At 31.2% G+C, this 23302-nt stretch carries 21 protein-coding genes; 13 read left to right on the top strand and 8 right to left on the bottom strand.

The window, feature by feature from the left end; translation table 11 throughout:
* Nucleotides 1-21: 21 nt before the first annotated feature.
* Nucleotides 22-1062: a cysteine synthase family protein gene (locus tag Q0739_RS08690; RefSeq protein ID WP_298238327.1), complete on the top strand. Its 1041-nt coding sequence runs from the start codon at nt 22-24 to the stop codon at nt 1060-1062.
* Nucleotides 1063-1324: 262 nt separating this feature from the next.
* Nucleotides 1325-2584: an aminotransferase class I/II-fold pyridoxal phosphate-dependent enzyme gene (locus tag Q0739_RS08685; RefSeq protein ID WP_298238326.1), complete on the top strand. Its 1260-nt coding sequence runs from the start codon at nt 1325-1327 to the stop codon at nt 2582-2584.
* A 62-nt stretch (nt 2585-2646) separates the two neighbouring features.
* Here Q0739_RS08685 and Q0739_RS08680 read toward each other — a convergent pair whose 3' ends face one another.
* Both Q0739_RS08680 and Q0739_RS08675 read right to left on the bottom strand, forming a co-directional pair.
* The gene (locus Q0739_RS08680) at nt 2647-3768 is read right to left on the bottom strand and encodes a GTP cyclohydrolase (RefSeq protein ID WP_298238325.1); all 1122 of its coding nucleotides are present in this window, start codon (nt 3766-3768) and stop codon (nt 2647-2649) included.
* Nucleotides 3769-3792: 24 nt separating this feature from the next.
* Nucleotides 3793-4812: a transporter gene (locus Q0739_RS08675; protein ID WP_298238324.1), complete on the bottom strand. Its 1020-nt coding sequence runs from the start codon at nt 4810-4812 to the stop codon at nt 3793-3795.
* A 157-nt stretch (nt 4813-4969) separates the two neighbouring features.
* Between Q0739_RS08675 and Q0739_RS08670 the strand changes: the two genes are divergently transcribed.
* The 4 genes from Q0739_RS08670 to Q0739_RS08655 all read left to right on the top strand — a co-directional run bounded on the left by Q0739_RS08670 (nt 4970) and on the right by Q0739_RS08655 (nt 10478).
* The gene (locus Q0739_RS08670) at nt 4970-5251 is read left to right on the top strand and encodes a DUF4834 family protein (RefSeq protein WP_298238323.1); all 282 of its coding nucleotides are present in this window, start codon (nt 4970-4972) and stop codon (nt 5249-5251) included.
* Nucleotides 5252-5328: 77 nt separating this feature from the next.
* Nucleotides 5329-7752 carry a YfhO family protein gene (locus Q0739_RS08665; protein ID WP_298238322.1) on the top strand — a complete coding sequence of 808 codons (2424 nt, stop codon included), beginning with the start codon at nt 5329-5331 and terminating at the stop codon, nt 7750-7752.
* Nucleotides 7739-9022: a glycosyltransferase gene (locus tag Q0739_RS08660; RefSeq protein ID WP_298238321.1), complete on the top strand. Its 1284-nt coding sequence runs from the start codon at nt 7739-7741 to the stop codon at nt 9020-9022. Before Q0739_RS08665 ends, Q0739_RS08660 begins: the two co-directional genes overlap by 14 nt.
* A gap of 1 nt (nt 9023) precedes the next feature.
* Nucleotides 9024-10478 carry an oligosaccharide flippase family protein gene (locus Q0739_RS08655; protein WP_298238320.1) on the top strand — a complete coding sequence of 485 codons (1455 nt, stop codon included), beginning with the start codon at nt 9024-9026 and terminating at the stop codon, nt 10476-10478.
* Nucleotides 10479-10557: 79 nt separating this feature from the next.
* On the opposite strand, the gene Q0739_RS08650 is transcribed toward Q0739_RS08655, so the two are convergent.
* Nucleotides 10558-11865: a hypothetical protein gene (locus tag Q0739_RS08650; protein WP_298238319.1), complete on the bottom strand. Its 1308-nt coding sequence runs from the start codon at nt 11863-11865 to the stop codon at nt 10558-10560.
* Nucleotides 11866-12391: 526 nt separating this feature from the next.
* Entirely contained in the window at nt 12392-13102 is a 711-nt protein-coding gene (locus Q0739_RS08645; protein WP_298238318.1) for a hypothetical protein, read from the bottom strand.
* A gap of 285 nt (nt 13103-13387) precedes the next feature.
* On the opposite strand from Q0739_RS08645, the gene Q0739_RS08640 reads away from it, so the two are divergent.
* Entirely contained in the window at nt 13388-13873 is a 486-nt protein-coding gene (locus Q0739_RS08640; RefSeq protein WP_298238317.1) for a nuclear transport factor 2 family protein, read from the top strand.
* A gap of 61 nt (nt 13874-13934) precedes the next feature.
* On the top strand, nt 13935-15011 hold the full coding sequence (locus Q0739_RS08635) for a DUF3667 domain-containing protein (RefSeq protein ID WP_298238316.1): 1077 nt from the start codon (nt 13935-13937) through the stop codon (nt 15009-15011).
* A 17-nt stretch (nt 15012-15028) separates the two neighbouring features.
* Here Q0739_RS08635 and uvrA read toward each other — a convergent pair whose 3' ends face one another.
* The gene (gene uvrA / locus Q0739_RS08630) at nt 15029-17812 is read right to left on the bottom strand and encodes an excinuclease ABC subunit UvrA (protein WP_298238315.1); all 2784 of its coding nucleotides are present in this window, start codon (nt 17810-17812) and stop codon (nt 15029-15031) included.
* A gap of 239 nt (nt 17813-18051) precedes the next feature.
* Here uvrA and Q0739_RS08625 point away from each other — a divergent pair, with 239 nt between their 5' ends.
* Both Q0739_RS08625 and Q0739_RS08620 read left to right on the top strand, forming a co-directional pair.
* Complete coding sequence (locus Q0739_RS08625) at nt 18052-18636, top strand: sigma-70 family RNA polymerase sigma factor (RefSeq protein ID WP_298238314.1); 585 nt, start codon at nt 18052-18054, stop codon at nt 18634-18636.
* A 56-nt stretch (nt 18637-18692) separates the two neighbouring features.
* Nucleotides 18693-18842, top strand: a complete 150-nt coding sequence (locus tag Q0739_RS08620) for a hypothetical protein (protein ID WP_298238313.1) — start codon at nt 18693-18695, stop codon at nt 18840-18842.
* 25 nt (nt 18843-18867) lie between these two features.
* Here the strand turns inward: Q0739_RS08620 and nth are convergent, their stop codons facing one another.
* Complete coding sequence (gene nth, locus Q0739_RS08615; RefSeq protein ID WP_298238312.1) at nt 18868-19527, bottom strand: endonuclease III; 660 nt, start codon at nt 19525-19527, stop codon at nt 18868-18870.
* Nucleotides 19528-19562: 35 nt separating this feature from the next.
* Here nth and bcp point away from each other — a divergent pair, with 35 nt between their 5' ends.
* On the top strand, nt 19563-20015 hold the full coding sequence (bcp, locus tag Q0739_RS08610) for a thioredoxin-dependent thiol peroxidase (protein ID WP_298238311.1): 453 nt from the start codon (nt 19563-19565) through the stop codon (nt 20013-20015).
* Between the two features lie 45 nt (nt 20016-20060).
* Here bcp and Q0739_RS08605 read toward each other — a convergent pair whose 3' ends face one another.
* A complete protein-coding gene (locus Q0739_RS08605) occupies nt 20061-21536 on the bottom strand; it encodes a TonB-dependent receptor (RefSeq protein ID WP_298238310.1) in 1476 nt (491 codons plus the stop codon).
* A 93-nt stretch (nt 21537-21629) separates the two neighbouring features.
* Here Q0739_RS08605 and Q0739_RS08600 point away from each other — a divergent pair, with 93 nt between their 5' ends.
* Complete coding sequence (locus tag Q0739_RS08600) at nt 21630-22391, top strand: MBL fold metallo-hydrolase (RefSeq protein WP_298238309.1); 762 nt, start codon at nt 21630-21632, stop codon at nt 22389-22391.
* Nucleotides 22392-22401: 10 nt separating this feature from the next.
* A complete protein-coding gene (locus Q0739_RS08595) occupies nt 22402-22902 on the top strand; it encodes a hydrolase (protein WP_298238308.1) in 501 nt (166 codons plus the stop codon).
* Here Q0739_RS08595 and Q0739_RS08590 read toward each other — a convergent pair.
* Nucleotides 22899-23267, bottom strand: coding sequence for a DNA topoisomerase IV (locus Q0739_RS08590; protein ID WP_298238307.1), 369 nt, complete (start codon nt 23265-23267; stop codon nt 22899-22901). The two genes, Q0739_RS08595 and Q0739_RS08590, sit on opposite strands and share 4 nt — an antisense overlap.
* Nucleotides 23268-23302: the final 35 nt, after the last annotated feature.

Genomic DNA, 23302 nt, shown 5'->3' with positions numbered 1-23302 from the left:
ACTAGTCTTTAAATGGTACATATGAAGCAAAAAAATCAAGTATTTGATAATGTCTTAGAATTAGTAGGTCAGACACCTCTTATTCGACTTAATAGACTAACCGCAGATTATAAAGGAGATTATCTAGCAAAAGTGGAATCTTTTAACCCAGGTAATTCTTCAAAAGATAGAATAGCACTTTACATTATTGAGCAAGCAGAAAAGCAAGGTATTTTAAAACCTGGCGATACTATCATTGAGACTACTTCTGGAAACACAGGGTTTAGTATAGCAATGGTAAGTATTATTAAGGGTTATAATTGTATTTTGGCGGTAAGTTCAAAATCATCAGCAGATAAAATAGATATGCTAAAAACCATGGGAGCCAAGGTTTATGTTTGTCCTGCTCATGTTAGTGCAGATGACCCTAGATCTTATTATCAGGTAGCAAAGCGCTTGCATGAGGAAACAAAAGGATCTGTTTATGTCAATCAATATTTCAATCAACTTAATATAGATGCCCATTACCACAGTACAGGTCCAGAAATATGGAATCAAACAGAAGGTAATATAACACATCTTATTGCATGTAGTGGTACTGGAGGAACTATTTCGGGTACAGCCAAATATTTAAAAGAGCAGAACCCAGATGTAAAAGTTATAGGAGTAGATGCTTTTGGTTCTGTAATAAAAAAGTATCATGAAACTAGAGAATTTGATGAAAAAGAGATCTATCCATACCGAATTGAAGGTTTAGGTAAAAATCTTATTCCATCTGCAACAGATTTCGACCTTATAGATAAATTTATAAAAGTTACAGATGAGGAAAGTGCCCATACAGCACGTGAGATAGCTAAAAATGAAGGATTGTTTGTAGGATATACATCTGGAGCTGTAATGCAAGCTGTTAAGCAGTTAAATGAGCAAGGTGAATTTAAAAAAGGAGATAAAGTTGTTGTTATATTTCCAGATCACGGTTCTAGGTACATGAGTAAAGTTTACAGCGATAAGTGGATGAACGAACAAGGATTCTTTGATAGTGTTCATGAAGAAGCTGCAGAAAAGATACAATACATTAAATAATAAATAATATCTACCTAGAAAAGAGATAACTATTGTTGTTTTAACAAAAAGTTATCTCTTTTTTTATTTTATTACTAATTGGGTATTAAAAAATTATGCTCAAACAATATAAATATTTAATTTTGCACAACTAACTAAGCATTAACTAAAAGCTTTATTGAAATAACTAAAACGCACTATTTGTGTTTTTTTTATGATATTTTGAAGCGTTTAGAAATTAAAGGTTATATCTTAAATTTAATAGCTATAAGATTTATAATGAATGAAAGATTTATTTGATAAAATTTATAAAGACAAAGGACCATTAGGTAAATGGGCATCTCAGGCTGAAGGGTATTTTGTTTTTCCAAAATTAGAGGGAGAGATTTCTAATCGTATGAAGTTTCAAGGAAAAGATGTTATCACTTGGAGTATCAACGATTATTTAGGTTTAGCAAATAACCCAGAAGTACGTAAGGTTGATGCTGAAGCTGCAGCACAGTATGGGTCGGCTTACCCAATGGGAGCAAGAATGATGTCTGGTCATACAGATTTACATGAAAAGCTTCAAAATGAACTAGCGGCTTTTGTTAATAAAGAGGCTTCTTATCTATTAAATTTCGGCTATCAAGGCATGGTGTCTACCATTGATGCCTTAGTTTCTAAAGATGATATTATAGTTTACGATGTTGATGCACATGCTTGTATTATTGACGGTGTTCGTTTGCACATGGGTAAACGCTTTACATATAAGCATAATAATGTTGAAAGTTTAGAGAAAAACCTTGAGCGTGCTACTAAAATGGCAGAACAAACAGGTGGTGGAATCTTAGTGATTTCTGAAGGTGTTTTTGGAATGCGAGGAGAACAAGGACGTTTAAAAGAAATAGTAGCGCTTAAAAAGAAATTTAAATTCAGATTATTTGTTGATGATGCTCATGGATTCGGAACCTTAGGTGCTACTGGAGCAGGTGCGGGAGAAGAGCAAGGGGTGCAAGATGATATTGATGTATATTTTGCAACATTCGCAAAATCTATGGCAAGCACAGGTGCTTTTATTGCTGCAGATCAAGAAATTATAGATTATTTAAAATACAATTTGCGTTCTCAAATGTTTGCTAAATCGTTACAAATGCAACTAGTAGTTGGTGCATTAAAACGTTTGGAAATGTTAAAGACAATGCCAGAATTAAAGCAAAATCTTTGGACTATAGTTGACGCATTGCAATCTGGATTAAAATCGCGTGGTTTTGATATTGGTACAACGCAAAGTTGTGTTACACCAGTGTATTTAAAAGGGAGTATTCCTGAAGCTATGGCTTTAGTTAGAGACTTAAGAGAAAATTACGGAATATTCTGTTCTATAGTGGTTTACCCTGTAATACCTAAAGGATTAATTTTACTAAGAATGATTCCAACCGCTACACATACTTTAAAAGATGTTGAAGAGACTTTAGATGCTTTTGATGCTATTAGAGATCGATTGCAAAATGGTACATACAAACGTTTATCTGCGGCTGTTTTAGCAGCAATGGGTGAGTAGAAGTTTAAAACTGATGAGCAAATAAAAAAAAATAATCCAATTCTTAAAGAATTGGATTTTTTTTATGCAATATCTTTTCTAAATGTACACCGTTTTTTATGAGTAACAGGATTGAAATTTTTCCAAATCTTATTAATAGCAATATTATCTGCTAATTCTGGTGTGCGAATACATTCAACTATTCCTTTTTTATTAAAAGTATTATAGAATTCATTAAAAATTATAGCGTGTACACCTTTTTGTTGATATTCTGGATGCACACCTATTAAGTAAAAAGTTACTTTTTTACTATGCTTTTTTGCATGTAACAAGTGCTTAATACCAAAAGGGAAAAGTTTTCCGTTCATTTTTTGTAATGCTTCAGCATAAGATGGCATTACTATACCAAATGCAACTAATTCATCATGTTCATCAACAACAAACTTTATATATTCTGGGTTAATGAATCCTAAAAATTTCTTTTTAAAATATTCTTTTTGAATATCTGTAATGGCAACAAACGATGATAAAGATGCATAGCTTTCATTAAACAAGTCGAACATTCTATCTGCATAAGGCATAACTTCTTTTGTTTTTTTAAAGTAAAGCGCCTTTAGCTTATAACGTTTTTTAATTATTTCTTGAATTCTAGCAAAACTCTCTCTCTTTATGTCTACAAAAGCATGTTTGTGTTCTAAATATTCTTTTTCAATTCTATATCCTAGTTTATTAAAATGCGTTGCGTAGTAAGGATGGTTATACCAAGTAATCATGGTTCCAATATGGTTAAAGCCATAGGTTAAAACACCAACCTTGTCTAAATTAGAAAAGCCAACAGGACCTTCAATGTACTCAAGGTTGTTATTTTTACCTATCTCTAAAACTTTGTTAAGTAGAGTTTTGGATACTTCAATATCATCAATAACATCAAACCAGCCAAAGCGCATTTTTTGTTGTTGTTGGTCTTTAACCTCTAACCAATTAATAATAGCAGCAATTCTTCCAACAACTTCATCACCTTTAAAGGCTAGGAATAATCTAGCTTCGGCATCATTAAAAACGGGATTTTCTTTTTTGTTAAATGTTTTTATTTCCTGATTAATAATAGGAGGAACCCAATATTTAGAATTTTTATATAGTCTAAAAGGAAACTTTACGAATGTTTTTAAGTCTTTTTTTGTATGTACTTCTTTCAGTGTTATCATATAAAAATAATAGATTTTGATTTTTTAGTTGTCGTCAAAATCTGTGTCTTTTCGTTGTTGTTTCTTTTTCGAATCTGAATCAGAATTCTTTTTCTTCTTGTTTTTATTACGTCTTGCTTGACGTTTACCTTCCTCTTTAGCAGAGCCACCATTATCTATGTCTTCATTTTCTTTGTCTTTGTGAAAATCGAATCTATATGAAGCACCAAAATTAACACTAAAAACAGACGGCGTATCTTTGGTGTTAAAAGTTAAAGCGGTATCTAGTTGAAAATCTTTACCCCATAAATAAGCACCACCAAACCGCAATAGATTATCGGCATAAAAATCGCTTTTAATTCCTTGAGTTTCTCCAAATATCACCCATTTCGGGTTAAATGAATGTGTTAATGTTATAATATATTGAAAATCGGATTGGTCTGTACCAATTCTATCTTTTATTAAATTAAGTACTAATACCCATCCTCCTGCAAAATTATTTTGAGAAGCGATCATTACTTTTGGGCTAAAACCTTCTATTGCTGGTGCTGTATATGGGTTGTTCTTAGTGTCAAAATTGGCACCAACAAAAACGGACACCGCAGGAATTAAAGATTCCCATTTAAACCTGTGATTTGCATGATAGCTATATAAATTAGGTTTGTCTTCTTCAGAATTTTTATAAGGATCGAAAATCAAATATTTAGCACCAACTGTTAAAAACTTAAAATTAGCACGATCTTCTTCAAATGGAATACTTGAGAAAAAAGTCTTTGTGTCATTTTGGTAGGTGCCTTCAATGTTTAGTTCTAATTCTTCAAAAAACAATCCGTATCGTGCTGCAAAATCAACACCAAAACCAGATACCTCGTTTCTTAATGCTGGCGTGCGTTCTTCATTAATTATATATGGTCCAACTTCAAATTGTAAAACATTTGTACCTACAGAAAATGCACTACGTGAAACACCAGGTCTATTTGAGTTTATAACGTCGGTGTATTGACTAAAAGAAAGTGCTGATATTAAACTAAAAAAAAGTATGCAAGTAGATTTGATAGGCTTCATAGTTAGGAATTTAGATAGAATCTCAATTTGATTTTTAACGTATTTTGTTAATTGGTTGCGATTAAGGGTTCTCAAATATAGATATTTTATAGTTTTTTTATCATTTTTAAACGTTTTTTAAGCCTATAGAATTGTATTTTTGCCTAAAACTATTCTTATGCTGCATTTCGCATCTGTAACGGGATTTGTAAGAATGATACTAATCATTCTTTTAATTTATTTCGGAATTAAAATTTTATCGCGCTTGTTTGCTCCTTTTTTGTTGAAATTTGTTGCAAAAAAAGCAGAACAACGTTTTGGAGATCAATTTGGTCAATTTCAAAAGCAACAACAAGAAACTTCAAAAAAACCAGGAGAAGTTACCATTGATAAAATACCAAAGACAAAGGTGTCAAATAAAGATGTTGGCGATTATGTTGATTATGAAGAAATTGAATAGTTATAATTTGTACTTTCAATTTATGTAATTCTTGAAAATTATAACTATTTTCACAATCATTGTTTTAATACGTTTTCATGCAGTTTTCAATTAAAAGAATCCTACCACACGTCTTAGTTATAGTTGGGTTCATTATAATTTCATTAGCCTATTTTAGTCCTGTTTTAAAAGGTAAACAGATCTTGCAAAGTGATATAGTACACTATATTGGTGAATCTAAACAGCAAAAAGATTTTAAAACAAAAACAGGAGAAGAAACGTATTGGACTAATAGTGTTTTTGCTGGTATGCCAACCTATCAATTAGGTGCTAAGTACCCACATAATTACATTAAAAAATTAGATTTAACGCTACGGTTTTTACCACGACCAGCAGATTATCTTTTTTTGTATTTACTAAGTTTTTATGTGCTGCTATTGGTTTTAAAAGTCGATTTTAAACTCGCAGCACTCGGCGCGATTGCTTTTGGGTTTTCCACATATTTGATAATTATTATTGGTGTTGGGCACAACAGTAAAGCACACGCCATTGCTTATATGCCTTTGGTTTTAAGTGGTATTTTGTTAACGTTTCAGCGAAAATATATTGCTGGATTTTTACTCACTGTAGTAGCGATGGGTTTAGAAATTGTCGCAAATCATTTCCAAATGACCTATTATTTAATGCTATTAGTTATTGTTTTAGGGGTAGTTTATTTAATTGATGCTTACAGAAAAAAAATATTACCACATTATTTTAAATCGGTAGGTATTTTATTTGCTGCTGTTTTTCTTGCCTTAGCTTTAAATGCCACTGGAATTTTAGCTACCAAAGAATACCTAAAAGAGAGTGCTCGAGGAAAAAGTGAGTTAACGATAAATCCTGATGGTTCGCCGAAAGAAGTAACTACTGGTTTGGATAGAGATCATATAACAGCTTATAGTTATGGTTTTTTAGAAACATTTAACTTATATATTTCACGTTTAATGGGTGGTGGAAATGGTGAGGATCTCGGTAAAGATTCCGCTACTTTTGAAGCTTACAGGAAACTAGGCGCATCACCAAGTCAGGCTTTGCAAGCATCAAAACAAGCACCTATGTATTGGGGTAGCCAGCCAGGGGTTGCGGCACCTGCTTATATAGGAGCTGTAGTGTTGTTTTTATTTGTGTTTGCATTGTTTTTAGTGAAAGGACGCTTAAAATGGTGGTTAGTTGGTGGAATAATTTTGTCATTACTATTATCTTATGGGAAAAACCTAGGGTTTCTAACAGATTTTTTTATTGATTACGTACCTCTTTACAATAAATTTAGAGCAGTAACTTCTGTACAAGTCATTTTAGAGTTGTGTATTCCTGTTTTAGCAATTTTCGGACTCGTAAGGCTGTTTAATGATTTTGAAAAGAAAGAAGAAAAACTAAAAGCTTTAAAGTTTACTGCTGGAATTACAGGCGGTATAGCCATTCTGTTCTTGTTATTTAAATCATCATTTGATTTTGCTGGTGTTAATGATGGGTTTTATCGTCAGAATTACGGACAAGCTTTTATTGATGCTATTAAAGAAGATAGAAAAGCTATTTTCACTCAAGATACGATTCGTTCATTAATCCTAGTATTGCTTTCTGCAGGAATAATTTGGGCATTTTTAAAAGATAAGCTAAAAGAAAAATGGGTGATTGTGATTTTTGCAGCACTTATTCTTTTTGATTTAGTAGGTGTTAATAAGCGTTACGTAAATAATGATGACTTTGTTTCTGCAAAGCAAGTTAATGAGCCTTTTCAAAAAAATGAAGCTGATAAAGAAATATTGAAAGACACCACACACTTTAGAGTGTTCGATTTGGTTTCGGGTCCATCAAAACCTTCATACTATCACAATTCCTTAAATGGTTATAATGCAGCGGAGTTGAAGCTATACAGAGAAGTTTTTGATTGGTATATAGTTAAAAACAACATTAATGTGCTTAATATGTTAAACACCAAATATATTATAGCTCAGGATGAAAAAGGAGGAATGTTTACTTATACTAATGAAGATGTTAATGGTAATGCGTGGTTTATAAATAGGTTAATTAGGGTGTCGTCTGCTAATGAGGAAATTAAGCTTTTAGATAGTTTAAACACAAAAAAACAAGCTTTAATAGATATTAGAATCCCTGTTTCAGATTTTAACGATAGTTTCAAAGTAGATTCTTTAGCATCAATAAATTTAAAGGAAGTGACTCCTAATTACTTAAAATACGAATCAAACAACTCAAACAATGGATTTGCTGTGTTTTCTGAAGTGTATTATGGCAATGGTTGGAAATCTTTTATAAATGGTAAAGAAGTAGATCACATGCGGGTTAATTATACATTGCGTGGTATGGAAATTCCTGCTGGAAATCATACTATTGAGTTTAGATTTGATCCAGATGTTGTTAAAACTGGTAGTAAAATAGCATTAGCCAGTTCAGTTTTATTTGGTTTTTTAATATTAGCTGGATTGTTTTACGAGTTTAAAAAAAGAAATGAAAGTGCGTAAAAAAGCACTCATAATCACATATTATTGGCCACCTGCAGGAGGTCCTGGTGTACAGCGTTGGTTAAAGTTTGTAAAGTATTTGCCAGATTTTAATGTTGAACCAATTGTTTATATACCAGAAAACCCTAATTATGCTATTGCCGATTCAAGTTTGTTGAAAGAAGTTTCAGATAATCTTCATATTATAAAGCGACCAATAAAAGAGCCTTATAAATTAGCTAATTTGTTTTCTAAAAAATCTGCAAAGGCCATTAGTAAAGGCATTATTCCTGAAGGTGACAAGCAAAGTTTTCTTGAACAATTTATGTTATATATACGTGGTAATTTCTTTATTCCAGATGCTAGAAAAAACTGGGTAAAGCCTTCCATAGCTTATTTATCGCAATACATCTCCGAAAATAATATTGAAACCATTATTACAACGGGACCACCACATAGTGTGCATCTTATTGGTTTAGGACTCAAGGAAAGCTTAGGAGTGAAGTGGTTGGCAGATTTTAGAGATCCTTGGACTACTATAGGATATCATAAAGAGCTAAAACTTACTAAAAAGTCTCAAAAAAAGCATAAAATTTTAGAGCGTAAAGTTTTAAATAGTGCAGATCAGGTAATTGTAACAAGTTTTGCAACCAAAAAAGAGTTTAAAGAAATTACTGAGATACCGATTACTGTTATAACCAATGGTTATGATAAGGAAAAGATGACAGATTTTGCAATAGATTCGAAATTTACATTAGCACATATTGGGTCTTTATTGTCACAAAGAAACCCTTTGAATTTATGGAAAGCACTTTCTGAATTAATAAAAGAAAATGATGATTTTGCTAAAGATTTTCAGTTAAACTTAATAGGTTCGGTAAGCGATGAAGTTATAAATACCATTAGGTATTTTGTTTTAAGTAATTATTTGAATAACATAGGTTATGTTTCACATAAAGAAGCAATTAAATATCAAAAAAAATCACAAGTTCTTTTGCTAGTTGAAATTAATTCAGAAGAAACAAGGTGTATTATACCAGGAAAGCTCTTTGAATATATGATTTCCAATCGTCCTATAATTGCTGTAGGGCCAAAAGACTCTGATGTGGAAAAAATTATTAAAGAAACTAATACAGGTGATTATTTTTTATATGATGATTTCGAAGTTTTAAAAAACACTATATTAAAACATTATAAAGCTTTTAAAATGGGAGAATTACAATCTCATGCCATTGGGTTACAAAAGTATAGCAGAAAGGAATTAACAAAATTGTTAGCAGAGTTAATTTAATATGGGTATCGTTCTAGAACAGTCTATAAAAAATACATTTACAACGTATGTAGGTTTTGTTATAGGCGGGATTAATGTATTATTTCTGTTTACAAATTTTGTAAACGATGATTATTTCGGTCTTATACAGTATATATTCTCTACAGCAGCTATAATGATGCCTCTCATGGCTTTTGGTGTTCATAATACGATTATTAAATTCTATTCGTCATTTAAAACACGACAATTACAGAATAGCTTTTTAACACTTATGCTTATATTGCCTTTGTGTATTGCTATTCCTGTTGGGTTTCTTGGTTATTTGTCTTTTGAATCTATAAGTTTTTGGCTTACTCAAGAAAATAGTATTATTCAAGATTACATTTGGTTAATCTTTTTGTCAGCCATTTTATTTGCCTATTTCGAAGTGTTCTATGCATGGAGCAAAGTACAAATGCACAGCGTATTTGGGAACTTTATGAAAGAAATATTTCATAGAATAAGTACGACAATATTGTTGTTTTGCCTGTATTTGGAATTTATTAATGTAAACCAACTTATTTATAATCTTGTAGGGGTTTACGCTTTACGTATGGTAATTATGGCTTTGTATGCCTTCAGTTTAAAAGTGCCAATTTTAAGATTTAATAGAATTGCTAATATTCGTGATATTTTAAAATATTCTGCATTAATAATTATAGCGGGTTCGGTTGCAAATATTATTTTGGAGATTGATAAGTTCATGATTGGACATTATATACAAATAGAAAACGTTGCTTATTATGCTGTAGCTATCTATATTGCTAGTGTTATAGGTGTGCCTGCTCGAGCGATGCACCAAATAACAAGCCCTATAACAGCAAAGCTTCTTAATGATAATGATAAAGGAGAATTAAAAATATTATACCAAAAAAGTTCACTGAGTTTATTTATAATAAGTGGTTTAATTTTCCTGCTAATTGTTTTAAATATTTCTGAATTATATCATTTAATACCTGAAAAATTTAGAGAAGGCATGATTGTGGTGTTTTTAATTGGTATTGCGAAATTATCTGATAATTTATTGGGGAATAATAACGCCATTCTTTTTAATAGCGATTACTATAGAATGGTACTCTTGTTAGGGTTTGGCTTGGTTGTTTTAACCATTGCTTTAAATATTGTATTTATTCCTAAATACGGTGTTGTTGGAGCCGCTTATGCAACTTTTATAGCTGTGATGATTTATAATATTGCCAAAATATTATTTGTGAATTTTCTGTTTAAAATAATACCTTTTACAAGTAATACATTGAAAGCATTGGTGTTAATAGTTGTGTGTTTTGTTATTTTCTACTACTGGAACTTTACTTTTAATCCAGTAGTTAATATTGTATTGAAGTCAATCTTAGTTACATCTTTTTATGTTTTTATAGCGCACTATTTGAGACTTTCTGAAGATATATCTATACTAATTAAAAAAATCCTTAAACGCTAATTTTTAAAAAGAGAAAACCCCACGAATTTGCTTTGAGGCAAACTTATCGCGGGGCTTTCCAACTAACCAACCAAAACGGTTAAGACCTTCTTCTTGAAGCAGATCTTGTATTATTGTTAGAAGAACTTCTGCTTTGTGTCGTCGCTCTAGATTTGCTTTGAGACGGTCTAGAAATCGATCTTTGTGTCGTTCTAGGCTTACTTTGCGAGCTTCTATTAGCTACTTGAGCTGTTCTTCTAGTTGTACTGCTGCTATTATATGTACGTGTATTATTTCTCTTTGGTTTTTGAGTAACAGAATTATTTATAGATCTTGTTACTGTATTGTTTCTCGTTCTTGTATTATTAACGCTTTCTTTAACTCTTTTAGTATTATTAAAGGGCGTATTACTTCTTGTTGTATTTCGGTTAGCGGTGCTATTATTAGGTCTTGAATTCCTAGTTACAGCATTTCTATTAGAACTATTATTTCCAGTAGTATTACGATTAAGAGTATTACTATTTCTTCTTGAATCACGACTCGCAATTTGAGAATTTGTATTTCTTGAAGTTCTACTACTTGCAGATGATACATTATTACGACTTACTGTTCTATTTATAGATGTATTATCACGTCTAGAACTTGTTGTGCTTGCACTTGCATAACTTCTTCTAGAAGACGCTTGTCTATTAACCTGCGTTCTATTTCTAGCACTTCTATTTACAGTAGCATAACGGGAATTTCTTATTATAGAATGCCCACGTCTACTAGCAACCGATGTTCTTGGTCTATAATTATTATAAAAAGGTCTGTTATAAACATAGCGTACAGGGTTATAGTATTGTCTGTAAGGTCTATTGTAAACAACACAATAGTTGAAAGCAGGAATGCTATAGTAAGCATGCCATGGTCTGTAAACATAATGTCTGTTATAAATATTTATAAAACCAGTATAGTGTGAAAATCTGTTATAACTGTTATAGTGTAAATACAATCCACCAACACGCGATACATAGCCAAAGTTGTTATAATGTATATTTACATTTCCAGCTTGAGAAATACGTCCGTAATAATCGTAAAAAATTGGTGTATTTTCTATTTGAATAACTGCACCAAACTCATCGTATTGCACATACCCGTTATAATCGTATCCAGAATTAAAACTAATGTTTACATTAGGTGAACTTATAGAAACATTTACATTAGAATTAACATAGCGTTGAATATTAAAATCGAATTGCCCATCTCGAAAAATCGAAAATTCAATACCACCTTCTACAAATATGTATGAATTGCTATAACCACCAAATGTTATAGATGTTGAATTAACATGGCTGTTATTTGTGTCTGCATTAACGGTAAATCCTGTAAGGAGTAAACCAGCTAATAAAAAGGCTATTTTTTTCATATTTGTAAAATTTAATGTGTGAATACGATTTACTAATTACAAACAGCGTGCCAAAAAACGATAATCTTGTATAATATTCTGAAAATCAATAAACAAATAGTTGGTAAATTTTTGAAACTGAAATTCGATTGTTTTTTAATTTGCGGGAAAAATTAACTTGCTGCAATAAAATGTATAATAAAATGATTTTAGTTTAAATATAGATTAATAGTATTTGCTTAATAAAAAAATAAAGAGTAGTTATCTGATTTAAAGAATTAAGTGTCTTAAGCTATGGAATATATTAAAAACAAGGAATTGTCTCTGAAGATAAATCAAAGAAGTAATTATGAGGCAAATACAGTAAATTAAGAGTTGAAATTTAAAGAGGCTGCCTAAAAAGTCTTTATAATTTGATTTGTCAGGTTGATCTTATCGAAACCGATATTGATTATCAGTAAGTTAAAAATATTTCGACAAGCTCAATATGACATCGAACTTACTTTTCAGACAGCCTCTTTTTCATCTATTAATCAGTCAAAATAAATTAACGTTTATTTTTCTTGTGCTTCTTCACTTTACCATTTTTCTTGTAATAGTAAAAGTTGTCATCACGACGATTATCGTATCTATCGTTATCATAATGTCTATCTCTATGATTTCCAAAATCATGGGTCATATTACAAGAGTTTACACCGCAAACGTTACAAAAATCATCTTGATAACGCTTAACTTGCCCTCTAAGGTTAACAATTTCACCCCAATGGTTGTAGTTTACTCGTAAACCACCAACTTGTCTTAAAGTGCCATTTCTACCACGGACATAGTCTATAAAAACCGAACCAACTCTAGTAATTTTTCCGAGTCTGTCGTAATTTAAAAACACGTTTCCTATACGTCTAACCTGTCCAGACCTATCTCTAGAAATGTATACGCCGTTGTTTCTGTTATTAGTAAAGCCCATATTTGCATTTGGTCCTCTATAAATAACATTTACACTGCTACGTTTCGATCTGTTAGATTTGTAATATGCATCATCATTATAATATGAATTGTAATTATTGGTATTAAAATCGAAACTTCCATCTGGAAAAATTAGGAATTCAACACCACGCTCCATAAAAATTATAGGTTGTGCATAGCGATCAAAATTTTTATTTTTTTTATGATGATCTGACTCGTGATTGTGTTGGTTTGTTGCTGATACAACTGTTAATCCCATTAACAGCATTGTAAATAAAAGTAACCTTTTCTTCATAATTCTAGGATTTAAATTATTAATACCGATTTTTTTTCATCCCGATAATTATCGGGGACATCTAGCTTTTCGGTTTTCGCTATTTGGTAAGAGAATTTCAATATGCGTGCCAAAAAAATATCGTCTCACATAGATTAATGTAATATTAATAAATCTGTTAAGTGTAAATAGATGATTTATAATAGTTTATGTGGCAGCAAAAAATTATTATATTTGATAAACTCCCAATGCTATTATAAAACTTATCCTAATAATCAGTTTTAACCAACCAACTTACATATTATAATGAAAACATTATTTAAAATTATTGCCCTAATTCTTGTTGTTTTAAGTTTTAATTGTAAAAAAATAGTAGAAAAACCCCAAAAAGAAACTGCTATAGAGGTTTCTGAAGAAAAAATACCTGAAGCTAGTTTCGAACAATCAAAAGCTGTTATGGATCATCATTTAAAAGCTTTTTTAGAAAATGATATTGAAGCTTTTATAGCAGATTATACAGAAGAGTCTATTATAGTAACACAAGATTCAATATATAAGGGGTTAGAACAAATTAAAGCATTGGCGGCTGGACTCTTTCCAGCTTTTCCAACTGGAGAAACTAATATTGTGGTAGATAAATTATTCATTAAAAACGAGCTTGTGTATTTGGTTTGGCATGGTGATTCTCCTGCTTTAAATGTGCCGCTAGGTACAGATACTTTTATTATAAAAAATAACAAAATTATGCAACAAACTTTTGCAGGTATACTAAATCCAAAGGATCAAGAATAATTTTTTACAAGGTGTTTATATTTGTCTATAATCATTACATTTATATAAATAAATTGACTTAATGGCGACTAAACAAGAAATTTGTAAAAATTGCGAAAAGGAATTTAAAAAAGGTTTTCAATTCTGTCCATATTGCGGACAGCAAGCAAAAGAAGATCTTACCTTTAGTGTGTTGTTTTATAACACAATAAGTAATTATTTTTCATTTGATGCTAGATTTTTAAAGAGTTTTTTTCCATTAATGTTTAAACCAGGGTATCTGGCACAACGGTTTATTGAAGGTAAGCGCTTGCTCTATTTACATCCAGCCCAAATGTATTTGTTTATTTCTGTGGTATTTTTCTTTTTGTTATCGGCTACAGTTGTTAGAAATCAAGTGCAAGATTTGGATGCTACTTTAAAAAAGACACTTAATAAACCTATTGTATCAGATTCTTTAAAAGAAAAAAATTTAAAAGCTTTAGATTCTGTTCAAATTGATAGCCTATTAAAGCCTATAAGAGAAAATGTTATTCCTGGTTTAAAAAAAGAAGACGCAAAAGCTTTAGATTCTTTAATTAAAGCAAGTGCTTACAAATCAAGCAATAAAACCTTAATGTTCGATTTCGAAGAAAATAAGGTTGATTCTCTTATTGCATTAAATGCAGAAGATGAGTCTATTTATAAAGCTATGGGAATGTCTGAGGATGCAGGATGGGTTACCAGAAAATTTTATTCTCAAGCACTTAAGTTTTATAAGCAGCGAAGTGGTGGACAAATTTTGCAGTCTTTTTATGACACCATCCCAATATCGCTATTTATTCTTTTGCCAATTTTTGCTTTAATTTTAAAATTATTTTTCCGTAAACACGGAAGCTATGCACATCATTTAGTATTTAGCTTTTACTTTTTCTCATTTCTATTTACAGTATTCAGCTTGATACTACTTATTAATGAAATTATCGAAATTCCAGATTGGATAGATTGGTTGGTGGTAATGTCAACATTTTTTTATTTGTTAGTTGCCATTAAAAGGTTTTATAGACAAGGATGGTTTTTAAGTTTTATAAAAACAGGCATGACATCATTTATCTATTTAATGTTTGTTATTCCAATAGCTTTAATAATGCTTAGTGTAGTTAGTTTTTTCTTTTATTAAAGCTAAACAGTTGAGTTTTAAAGCTTCTCTTTTAGATACTTTCCAGTTTCTGAAGCTTTTATCTTTACAATATCTTCAGGAGTTCCTGAAGCTACTAAATTACCTCCATGTTCGCCTCCAGATGGGCCAAGATCTATAATATAATCAGCACATTTAATAAGATCAATATTATGTTCTACAACAATAATGGAATGCCCTTTTTCAATTAAGGCATTAAATGATTTTAAAAGTTTCTTAATATCATGAAAATGTAAGCCAGTAGTTGGTTCATCAAAAATAAATAGGGCTTTGTCTTTGTTGCTTCCTTTGCCTAAAAAGGAAGCTAATTTAATACGCTGTGCTTCTCCACCAGAAAGGGTAGAAGAGCTTTGTCCTAATGTAACATACCCTAATCCTACATCTTGTAAAGGTTGTAACTTGTTTTTAATTTTTGTCTGGTCGTTAGCTTCAAAAAAGGCTATAGCATCATCGATAGTAAGGTTTAAGATATCGTCAATACTTTTTTCAGCAAAATTGACTTCGAGAACTTCTTTTTTAAAGCGTTTGCCTTTACATGTTTCGCATTCTAAATGCACATCTGCCATAAATTGCATTTCAATGGTTACTTCGCCTTCACCTTTACAAGTCTCACAACGTCCGCCATCTACATTAAACGAAAAGTGTTTTGCTTGATAATTTCTTAGATTGCTTAATTTCTGCTTAGCATATAAGGCTCGAATATCATCATAAGCTTTTATATAGGTTACAGGATTAGATCTAGAAGAACGCCCAATTGGGTTTTGATCTACAAACTCGATATGTTTTATATTAGAGAAATCGCCATCTAGAGCTGTAAATTGGCCTGGTTTATCACCAAAATCGGTTAATTTTTTTTGTAATGCGGGGTATAGAATTTTCTTTACTAGTGTACTTTTTCCACTACCAGAAACCCCTGTTACTACTGTAAGCATGCCCAAAGGAAAGTGGACATCAATATTTTTTAAATTGTTTTCTCTAGCACCTTTAATATTAACAAAGTATTTGGGTTTTCTACGTGTCTTTGGGATATTAATGGACAGTGTTTCATTTAAATATTGTGCAGTTAGCGAATTTGAAGCTAAAATATCATCATAAGTTCCAGATGCTACTACATGACCGCCTAAAGTTCCTGCTTCTGGTCCTATGTCGATAATGTAATTGGCAGCTTTCATAATGTCTTCATCATGTTCAACTACAATAACCGTGTTGCCTAAATCTCTTAAAGACTTTAATACAGAAATTAAACGCTCAGTATCTTTTGGGTGTAAACCAATACTAGGCTCGTCTAAAATATACATGGATCCTACCAAACTACTTCCTAGAGATGTTGCTAAATTGATGCGCTGGCTTTCGCCACCAGATAAGGTGTTAGATCTTCTGTTTAAAGTTAAATAGTTTAAGCCAACGTTGGCAAGAAAAGATAATCTGTTGTTTATTTCTTTTAGTAGTCGTTTTGCAATTGTTGTGTCATGATTGTTTAATTCTAACTGACTAAAGAAATTCGATAACTTATCAAGTGGCATTTCAACCAAATCTGTTAATGTGGCATTACCCACTTTTACGTAATTTGCTTCAACTCTTAAACGTTTACCATTACAAGTTTTACATTTTGTTTTTCCGCGATAGCGAGATAACATAACCCTATTTTGAATTTTGTAAGCTTTAGATTCTAATTCTTCGAAAAATGAATTAAGCCCTTCAAAATATTGATTTCCATTCCAAATGAGTTGTTTTTGAGCATTTGATAATTCGAAATATGGTTTATGAATAGGAAAATTGAACTTATGCGAATTATTAACTAATTGATCTTTATACCAACTCATACTTTCACCTCGCCAAGGAAAAATAGCATTTTCATAAACTGATAATCCAGTGTTTGGAATTACTAAATCTTCATCAATTCCAATAATATCGCCATATCCTTCACACTTAGGGCAGGCGCCATAAGGGTTGTTAAAACTAAATAAATGAATATTGGGTTCTAAAAAATTAATACCATCTAGTTCAAATTTATTGCTAAAAAGGCGTTGCTTATTGTCGTTTAATGTTTCTATAATGCAAGATCCTTTACCTTCAAAGAAAGCTGTTTGAATGGCATCTGCTAGACGGTTATAAAAATCTTCATCTTTTTTTGTTATAATTCTATCGATTACTAGAAGAAGATTATCTTTTATAGAAACTGTTTCGACCTCATCAAGCCTTAAAACAGAATCATTTACTTTTATTCTAGCATATCCTTGTTGTTGCAATGCCTTTAACTTATCTTCTATACTGCGGCCTTCTTCCAAATGAATAGGTGCTAGTAGGAGTAGTTTTTCTCTTTCTGGAAATGTTTTTAAATAGTTTAAAACATCTGATACTGTATCTTTTTTTACTTCGAGACCAGAAGTAGGAGAGTAGGTCTTGCCAATTCTAGCGAAAAGTAGTTTTAGGTAATCATAAATTTCTGTTGTTGTGCCTACTGTAGAACGTGGGTTTGTAGAATTAACTTTTTGTTCTATTGCAATAGCTGGAGCAATACCTTTTATATAATCAACTTTAGGCTTGTTAAGTCTTCCTAAAAATTGACGAGCATAGCTAGATAAGCTTTCAACATACCGTCTTTGTCCTTCTGCATACAGAGTGTCGAAGGCTAAACTAGATTTACCAGAACCGGATAACCCAGTAATAACTACTAACTTATTTCTAGGTAGAACAACATCAATATTTTGAAGATTGTGCAATTTAGCACCTTTTATGATGATATTTTGCTTCGGGTTAACTTCAGAAATATTAGTAATCATAGGTGTTTTAAAGAAATAATCTTGCAAAGATACTACAAGTATTTCATCTAATAAAACCTAGTTTAAATCTAAAATATATTAAAAAAAAGCATTAAATTTTGTTTTTTAGGTATGATTGTTGTTATATTTGATTCACTATTAATTACTTAAATTACACTTGCCTATAGTATAATATTACTTTTAAAATGTTAAACCCCAAGCAAAGAAGCCCTCTTCTGTGCGCTAAAAGTAATATGATTATGCAACACGAATTTATTTCAGATGCTACGCTAGTTAGTAACTATATTGATGGTAATGAAGGTGCTTTAGAAATTCTTATCACAAGACACAAACAAAAAATTTATAGTTTTATATATTCGAAAGTATACGATAGAGATGTCGCTGAAGATATTTTTCAAGATACTTTTATTAAAGTAATACGCACCCTAAAACGTAAAGCTTATAATGAAGAAGGCAAATTTTTACCATGGGTAATGAGAATATCGCATAATCTTGTTATTGATTATTTTAGAAAAAATAATAGAATGCCAAAATTTGATAATAGTGGTGATTTTAGTATTTTTTCTGTATTAAGTGATAATGATTTGAATGCAGAAAAGCGCATTATAAAAGAACAAGTAGAGAATGATGTTAGACGTTTGGTTGATGAATTACCAGAAGATCAAAAAGAAGTTCTCTTGATGCGTATTTATAAAGACATGAGTTTTAAAGAAATATCTGAAAGAACAGGTGTTAGTATTAATACAGCTTTAGGTCGTATGCGTTACGCTTTAATTAACTTAAGAAAAATAATTGATAAGCATAATATCATTTTAACAAATTGATACAATAAAGTAAATTTTGCTGCGTTATTTAATCAAAATAACCCTTAATTAATAAAATGGCAAAACTTTACTCTGAAAAAAAATCTGTTAAAAATTTAAACGAACTTCAACCGAGCGAAGAAACGGTTAATTTTCTTCTTAATTATTCTAAGGCTTTAAGTGTTATAAATTGTAATAATATGAAGTTTGAAGCGCTTCTAAACTAAGTTTTCAAAAGTCCTGATTTAGTTATCAGGACTTTTTTGTTTTTGTATACTCTTGAATTACAGATTGTCTACCAATTGTTTTGGTAATAATATCTTTTTCTAAATCCCATCCTCTTGCAGGCGAATACTGTCTGCCGTACCATATAATTTGAAGGTGTAAGTCGTTCCATAATTCCTTAGGGAATAAGCGTTTAGCATCTTTTTCTGTTTGCTTCACATTTTTTCCATTACTTAAATTCCATCTATACATGAGTCTATGTATATGTGTGTCAACAGGAAATGCTGGAATTCCAAAAGCCTGAGATAAAACAACAGCTGCTGTTTTATGACCAACAGCAGGTAGCGCTTCTAACGCTTCATACGTTTTAGGTACTTTTCCATTGTGTTTGTCAATTAAAATATGTGATAGACCATGTATTCCTTTGCTTTTCATTGGAGATAACCCAACAGGCTTGATTATGGCTCTTATTTCTTCTACAGAAAGCTTAATCATATCATACGGGTTATCTGCTTTTTCAAAAAGGACTGGTGTTATTTGGTTTACTCTAACATCAGTACTTTGTGCAGACATTAATACGGCAATTAAAAGGGTATACGGGTCTTTATGGTCTAAAGGAATCGGAATTGTTGGATAAAGTTCTTTTAACGTATTTATAACGAAATTAACTTTCTCTTCTTTAGTCATTAATTGTATTTTTGTTAAAAATCAAAGTTAAGACTATGAATACATTAAAACAAGGTGATGTTGTACCGAATTTCACTTCAAAAGACGAACAAGGAAAGACAGTTTCATTGAGCGATTATAAAGGAAAAAAATTGATTGTGTTTTTCTATCCAAAGGCTAATACACCTGGATGTACATTAGAAGCTTGTAATTTAAGAGATAATTATAAAGAGTTACAAGATGCGGGTTACGAGCTTTTAGGGGTGAGTGCAGATTCTGAAAAAAAGCAATCTAATTTTAAAAACAAGTTTAAATTTCCGTTTCCTCTTTTAGCAGACGAAGACAAAACGGTTATCAATACTTTTGGTGTTTGGGGGCTAAAAAAGTTTATGGGTAGAGAATATGATGGTATCCATAGAAAAACGTTTTTAATTGATGAAAGCGGTATTATAGAACGCGTTATTGATAAAGTAAAAACTAAAGACCATGCAGCTCAAATATTAGCATAAAAAAAGTGATTATTTTATAATAACCACTTTTTTTACAAGTCAACATTACTTTTTAACTCGTTTCTTAATTCGAACTGGACTAAGTGGTTTTCTTGTATATCCAAATAAACGGTAGTCCTTAATTAAATCTGCTGTTCCTTCTGGAACCATATTTTCCCAACCACGTTCTCCTGCATCTATCATTTCCAGTATTTCTCTAGAAAAGATGCTCATAATACTTTTATCGTAATTTTCTATATCTATAACTTTGCCATTGTATTTGAAGAATTTATATAATTCTTTCATTCTTGGATAAACTTTTAAGTTGCTACTATTAATAAGTTCTCCTGTTTTTGGGTCAAGCATTGGGTATAAATATACTTTCAAGTCTTTAAAGAATAGTTTCCCAAAAGCCTCTAAGATACCACCACTTAAATGGCGATAATATTTTTCGTCGAAAATATCTACTAGGTTGCTAACACCCATGGCTAGTCCCATTCTAGCTTTGGTGTATTTAGAAAAGTATTCAACTACTTTGTAATATTCTTGGAAATTAGAGATCATCACAGATTGTCCCAGAGAGCATAATAAGTCTGCTCTATCCATGAAATCTTGTTCATCAATTTCGCCTTCGGCCCTTAAGTTAGAAAGTGTTATTTCAAAAACAACTACTGTTTTGTCCACATCAACTTTATTTTCTTTAATAAACATCTCATATGACTTCTCATACATAGCCATGTTTACTTTAGTAACTGGTCTAAAACTACCTCTTAAAGCTAAAATGTTTTTTTTGTAAAAAACTCTGGCAGGAAGCTCATTGTTGCCGTCGGGACCAAACATTACAGCATCTGTCATTCCGTTTCTAACCAGCTGTAAACTCATTAAACGATTATCAACATCTTTAAAAACTGGTCCAGAAAAATTGATGGTATCAATCTCTAATTGATCTTTATCTAAATGATCGTATAAATAGCGTAATAATTTTTTTGGCTTGTTGTATTTGTAGAAAGCACCATAAATTAAGTTAGTTCCTAAAACACCTAATGTCTCTTGTTGTAATCGGGCATCGGTTTCTTTAAAACGCACATGAATAATAATTTCATTGTAGTCTTGACCTGCTTCTATTTGATATTTTATTCCTACCCAGCCATGACCTTTAAATTGTTTAGCAAAATCTATGGTAGCAACAGTATTAGCATAAGTAAAAAATATTTTATTCGGATTCCTTTCGCGCGTAAGTCTGTTTTCCATAAGATCCATCTCATGAGAAAGCATTTTGCGTAAACGGGCTTCAGTTACATAACGTCCATCTTTTTCAGCACCATAAATGGCATCACTAAAATCTTTATCATAAGCAGACATAGCCTTAGCAATAGTTCCAGAGGCACCACCAGCTCTAAAAAAATGACGACAAGTTTCTTGTCCTGCGCCAATTTCAGCAAATGTTCCGTAAATATTTTCGTTCAAATTAATTCGAAGAGCTTTCGATTTTAATGAAGGAATATCATCAAATTCTTTATCGCCTTTTATGGTAATTTCCATATCAATAATAGGTTATATCTTGTAATTACAAAGGTATCATAAAAGTATATCAAACAAAAAAATAAACTTATTTTTGTGTAAAACTTAATCTAATTGAAAATCACCTTTCTCGGCACTGGCACATCTCAAGGTATTCCTGTTATAGGAAGTACGCACCCAGTTTGTTTAAGCAAGGATTCTAAGGATAAAAGATTGCGAGTTTCTGTTCTTGTTGAATGGAATAGCTACGCCTACGTTGTAGATTGTGGTCCCGATTTTCGATATCAAATGCTAAGAGCTAATTGTAATAAAATAGATGGGGTTTTGTTTACACATGAACATTCCGATCATGTTCTAGGGTTAGATGATATAAGACCGTTTTATTTCAGACAAGGGGATATTCCAATTTATGCACACAAACGGGTTTTAAAAGCCTTAAAAAAGAGATTTGATTATATTTTTGCTACTAAGAATAAGTACCCAGGCGCACCCAGTGTTATTGCTAATAAAATAAAGAATAAACCATTTAAATTGAAAAATTTAGAAGTGATTCCAGTTAATGGTTTGCATAGTGAATTACAGGTTTTTGGATTCAAATTTAATGATTTTGCTTATTTAACTGACATGAAAACCGTTACAGATAAAGAAGTAGAAAAAATTAAGAACGTAAAGGTTTTAGTGGTGAATGCATTACGAATTACGCCACACGAATCTCATTTTAACCTCGAAGAAGCCTTAGAATTTATAACAAGAGTATCTCCTAAAAAGGCTTATATTACACATATTAGTCATTTGTTGGGTTTCCATGAAGAAGTACAACAAAGTTTACCTAAAAATGTTTATCTAGCCTATGATGGACTAGAACTAAAAATTTAAATTTTAATAAATGAAACAACGTATATTTTTATACCTATTTATTTTCGCCGCATTATTAGCATTATTTCAGTATGTAAATGCAAAGCGTGTATTTGAAGATTTAAATGGTAAAATGGATAAGCTAATTTTAAAATCTGATACACAGCAAGATTCTATAGCATCACTAAAAGATGAAATTTCCAAATTATATCATTTTAATTTAGAAAGAAACGAAGATGCACTATCCTATTTTGAGAGTGATGGTTATAAAGTTGATGAGTTAATACCAATTATTAAAGACGAATTATATAAATTAAACGAAGTTAAAGGCGCCCATCCCATTGTGCCATATGCCGCAAGCGAAGGCAGGAAAATGATGATTAACACCGTTAAAATGCTAAATCATAAATGGATTATTGCAGATTTTTCAGATGGGGAGTATTGGGGAGAAATTTTTTTAACCTATGAAATAACTAAAGATAATGAGGTTAAGTTTAGCTTAGTTGAGTCGTTTTTGTACCCGTTTTACTAATTTGTTTTAAAAGCAACTCCTTTTTGTTTTTTTGTTTCTCCAACATAAGAATATTCGAAAGTGTATGAAGAGTCTGTGGTAGTTAGCATTTTAAGATGTATATCTTTCCTTTCGGCCATATTCTTAGGGTTAATAGTTTTAAAAACGGCTTCACAGTCGTTTATCCATCTTATCTCAGAGGAGTCTATGTTGTTATTGTACAATTCAACTTGAATTGATTCAGTGCGCTTAAACGTGGACTTATAAACCTTGTTTTCAATAGTTACTTCACTGTAAAACTCGCCTGTTCTGTAATCTTTACAATTTCTTTCTATTTGATAACAACTTGTTAGACTTATTGCAAGAATAAATATTAAAAATCGCATAGTATTTTCATTTATTAGGCAAAGTTAACGAAGAT

Source organism: uncultured Algibacter sp., assembly GCF_947487605.1.
Lineage (GTDB): Bacteria > Bacteroidota > Bacteroidia > Flavobacteriales > Flavobacteriaceae > Algibacter_D.
Note: the sequence above shows the minus strand (reverse complement) of the source record. Positions and strands in the feature narration are given on the sequence as shown.

What these genes read in the sequence shown, in the direction of transcription:
- Q0739_RS08650 (WP_298238319.1), bottom strand. Translation starts at nt 11,865, where the DNA reads ATGAAAAAAATAGCCTTTTTATTAGCTGGTTTACTCCTTACAGGATTT.
- Q0739_RS08625 (WP_298238314.1), top strand. Translation starts at nt 18,052, where the DNA reads ATGCAACACGAATTTATTTCAGATGCTACGCTAGTTAGTAACTATATT.
- Q0739_RS08635 (WP_298238316.1), top strand. Translation starts at nt 13,935, where the DNA reads ATGGCGACTAAACAAGAAATTTGTAAAAATTGCGAAAAGGAATTTAAA.
- Q0739_RS08645 (WP_298238318.1), bottom strand. Translation starts at nt 13,102, where the DNA reads ATGAAGAAAAGGTTACTTTTATTTACAATGCTGTTAATGGGATTAACA.
- Q0739_RS08590 (WP_298238307.1), bottom strand. Translation starts at nt 23,267, where the DNA reads ATGCGATTTTTAATATTTATTCTTGCAATAAGTCTAACAAGTTGTTAT.
- Q0739_RS08685 (WP_298238326.1), top strand. Translation starts at nt 1,325, where the DNA reads ATGAAAGATTTATTTGATAAAATTTATAAAGACAAAGGACCATTAGGT.
- Q0739_RS08670 (WP_298238323.1), top strand. Translation starts at nt 4,970, where the DNA reads ATGCTGCATTTCGCATCTGTAACGGGATTTGTAAGAATGATACTAATC.
- Q0739_RS08665 (WP_298238322.1), top strand. Translation starts at nt 5,329, where the DNA reads ATGCAGTTTTCAATTAAAAGAATCCTACCACACGTCTTAGTTATAGTT.
- Q0739_RS08640 (WP_298238317.1), top strand. Translation starts at nt 13,388, where the DNA reads ATGAAAACATTATTTAAAATTATTGCCCTAATTCTTGTTGTTTTAAGT.
- Q0739_RS08680 (WP_298238325.1), bottom strand. Translation starts at nt 3,768, where the DNA reads ATGATAACACTGAAAGAAGTACATACAAAAAAAGACTTAAAAACATTC.
- nth (WP_298238312.1), bottom strand. Translation starts at nt 19,527, where the DNA reads ATGACTAAAGAAGAGAAAGTTAATTTCGTTATAAATACGTTAAAAGAA.
- uvrA (WP_298238315.1), bottom strand. Translation starts at nt 17,812, where the DNA reads ATGATTACTAATATTTCTGAAGTTAACCCGAAGCAAAATATCATCATA.
- Q0739_RS08690 (WP_298238327.1), top strand. Translation starts at nt 22, where the DNA reads ATGAAGCAAAAAAATCAAGTATTTGATAATGTCTTAGAATTAGTAGGT.
- Q0739_RS08595 (WP_298238308.1), top strand. Translation starts at nt 22,402, where the DNA reads ATGAAACAACGTATATTTTTATACCTATTTATTTTCGCCGCATTATTA.
- Q0739_RS08675 (WP_298238324.1), bottom strand. Translation starts at nt 4,812, where the DNA reads ATGAAGCCTATCAAATCTACTTGCATACTTTTTTTTAGTTTAATATCA.
- Q0739_RS08620 (WP_298238313.1), top strand. Translation starts at nt 18,693, where the DNA reads ATGGCAAAACTTTACTCTGAAAAAAAATCTGTTAAAAATTTAAACGAA.
- bcp (WP_298238311.1), top strand. Translation starts at nt 19,563, where the DNA reads ATGAATACATTAAAACAAGGTGATGTTGTACCGAATTTCACTTCAAAA.
- Q0739_RS08655 (WP_298238320.1), top strand. Translation starts at nt 9,024, where the DNA reads ATGGGTATCGTTCTAGAACAGTCTATAAAAAATACATTTACAACGTAT.
- Q0739_RS08605 (WP_298238310.1), bottom strand. Translation starts at nt 21,536, where the DNA reads ATGGAAATTACCATAAAAGGCGATAAAGAATTTGATGATATTCCTTCA.
- Q0739_RS08660 (WP_298238321.1), top strand. Translation starts at nt 7,739, where the DNA reads ATGAAAGTGCGTAAAAAAGCACTCATAATCACATATTATTGGCCACCT.